This is a genomic window from Chthonobacter rhizosphaerae (assembly GCF_013839525.1).
In the GTDB taxonomy this organism is placed as follows: domain Bacteria; phylum Pseudomonadota; class Alphaproteobacteria; order Rhizobiales; family Pleomorphomonadaceae; genus Chthonobacter; species Chthonobacter rhizosphaerae.
On sequence record NZ_JACDIS010000030.1, the window covers coordinates 1 to 2,323 of the forward strand.

Annotated in this window: 2 protein-coding genes and 1 pseudogene; all 3 read right to left on the reverse strand. The window is 68.7% G+C overall.

Going from position 1 to position 2,323, the window contains the following annotated elements; translation table 11 throughout:
• Positions 1-165: pseudogene (locus tag HND91_RS22330) on the reverse strand (sugar ABC transporter permease); the annotation flags it as partial.
• A gap of 3 nt (positions 166-168) precedes the next feature.
• Positions 169-1,242 carry an ABC transporter ATP-binding protein gene (locus HND91_RS22335; RefSeq protein ID WP_181708820.1) on the reverse strand — a complete coding sequence of 358 codons (1,074 nt, stop codon included), beginning with the start codon at positions 1,240-1,242 and terminating at the stop codon, positions 169-171.
• A gap of 10 nt (positions 1,243-1,252) precedes the next feature.
• On the reverse strand, positions 1,253-2,323 hold a 1,071-nt coding region (locus HND91_RS22340; RefSeq protein WP_181708821.1), incomplete at its 5' end, for an ABC transporter ATP-binding protein.

Sequence of the window (2,323 nt, forward strand, 5' to 3'; positions counted from 1 at the left end):
CTCCTTGAACCATTCCGTGCCGGCCCAGAAGAACTCGTTGTTCCCGAAGGTGTCCTGGACCGAATAGTTCACCACCGTCATCAGCGGGATCACCGCCGAGAAGGCCACCAGCAGCAGCACCGGCAGCACCATGAACCAGGCCTTGTTGTTCCAGGTCTTTTCCATGGCTCAGGCCTCCGGCTCGACGATGTGGCTGTCGGCGTAGACGTTGACGCCGGAGGGCTCGAACACCGCGCGCGGGTTCGCCGGGATGGAGACGCCCTCCTTGACGACGGCGTTCAGGTCCTGGTCGCCGAGCCGCGCCCGCACGATCCGGTAGCGGCCGACGTCCTCCACGGACTTGACCGTGATGGGCACGCCGTCGCGGCTGTCCACGAGGCGGACGAACTCGGGTCGCACGCCGAGTTCCACCTTGCCGGTGGGGCGCCGGTAGGCGCGCGGCAGCGGCACCAGGTGGCCGCCGACCCGGGCTTCCCGGCCCGCCACCTCGGCCGGCATCACGTTCATGCCCGGCGAGCCGATGAAATAGCCGACGAACGTGTGGCGCGGGCGCTCGAACAGTTCGCCGGGCGTGCCGATCTGCACCACCTCGCCGTCGTACATCACCACCACCTTGTCGGCGAAGGTCAGCGCCTCGGTCTGGTCGTGGGTCACGTAGATCATCGTGAAGCCGAAGCGCTTGTGCAGCAGCTTCAACTGCGACCGCAGCTGCCACTTCATGTGCGGGTCGATGACCGTGAGCGGCTCGTCGAACAGGATGGCGTTGACGTCCTGGCGCACCAGCCCGCGGCCGAGCGAGATCTTCTGCTTCTCGTCCGCCGTCAGCCCCCGGGCGCGCTTCGAGAGCTTGTCCGTGAGGCCGATCATCTCGGCCGTCTCGCGCACCGCCGCGTCCACCCGGGCCTCCGGCACGTGCCGGTTCCTGAGCGGGAAGGCGAGATTGTCGTAGACGGTCATGGTGTCGTAGATGACCGGGAACTGGAACACCTGCGCGATGTTGCGCGCCTCCGTCGGCAGGTGCGTCACGTCCGTGCCGCCGAACAGGATGCGGCCCTTGGACGGCACCAGGAGGCCGGAGATCACGTTGAGAAGCGTGGTCTTGCCGCAGCCGGAAGGGCCCAGCAGCGCATAGGCGCCGCCGTCGTCCCAGGTGTGGTGCACCTCCTTCAAGGCGAAGTCCGACGGCTTCGTCGGGTTCGGCCTGTAGGCGTGGGCGATGTGGTCGAGGTCGATGCGGGCCATGGTGTCTTCCTCACGCGGCCTGGAGGACACGGGGCGCGGCGGCGAGCCGCCCGCTGGCGTCGAACACGAACAGGCGGTCCGGGTCGAGATGCACGGTGATGCGGTCGTCCACGTCGTGGTTGCGCACTCCGTGCGCAAGCGCGACCCAGCGGGCGTCCGCCACGTCCACATGGACGAAGCTTTCCGAGCCGGTGATCTCCGTCACCGCCACCCGCGCCGGCATGGCGACCGCCGACCCGCCCGGCGGATCCAGGAACAGGTGGTGCGGCCGGAAGCCGAGGGTGTAGCGCCCGTCCGGCAGGCCGGCGTCCGACGCCGGCACCGGGATGCTGATCCCGAGCGGGTGGCCGAACTGGCCGCCGCGCTTCTCCACGGTCAGCGTGTTCAGCGGCGGGTCGGAGAAGGTCTCCGCGGTGAGCAGGTCCACCGGCCGGTTGAACACGTCGATGGTGCGGCCGAACTGCGTGACGCGGCCTTCGGAGAGCGTCGCCGTGTTGCCGCCGAGGAGGAGGGCCTCGGTCGGCTCCGTGGTGGCATAGACGAAGATCGCGCCGGTGGCGGCGAAGATCTTCGGCAGTTCGGCCCGCAGCTCCTCGCGGAGCTTGTAGTCGAGATTGGCGAGCGGCTCGTCGAGGAGCACGAGGCCGGCGCCCTTGACGATGGCGCGGGCGAGCGCGGTGCGCTGCTGCTGGCCGCCGGAGAGTTCCAGCGGCGTCTTCTTCAGGTGGTCGGTGAGCCGCAGAAGCTCGGCGGCCTTGCGGACCTCGCGGTCCACCGTCGCCTTGTCGGCGCCCTTCACCCGCATGGGCGAGGCGATGTTCTCGTAAACGGTGAGGGTCGGGTAGTTGATGAACTGCTGGTAGACCATGGCGACGTTCCGGGCCTGCACCGGCACGCCGACCACCGACTGCCCGTCGATCCGGATGTCGCCACGCGTCGGGCGGTCGAGCCCGGCGATCAGCCGCATCAGGCTCGTCTTGCCCGACAGCGTCGGTCCGAGGAGGACGTTGATCGACCCCTTCGACAGCGTCATCGAGACGCTGTCGATATGGGTCTCCGCGCCCACCACCTTGGTGACGTC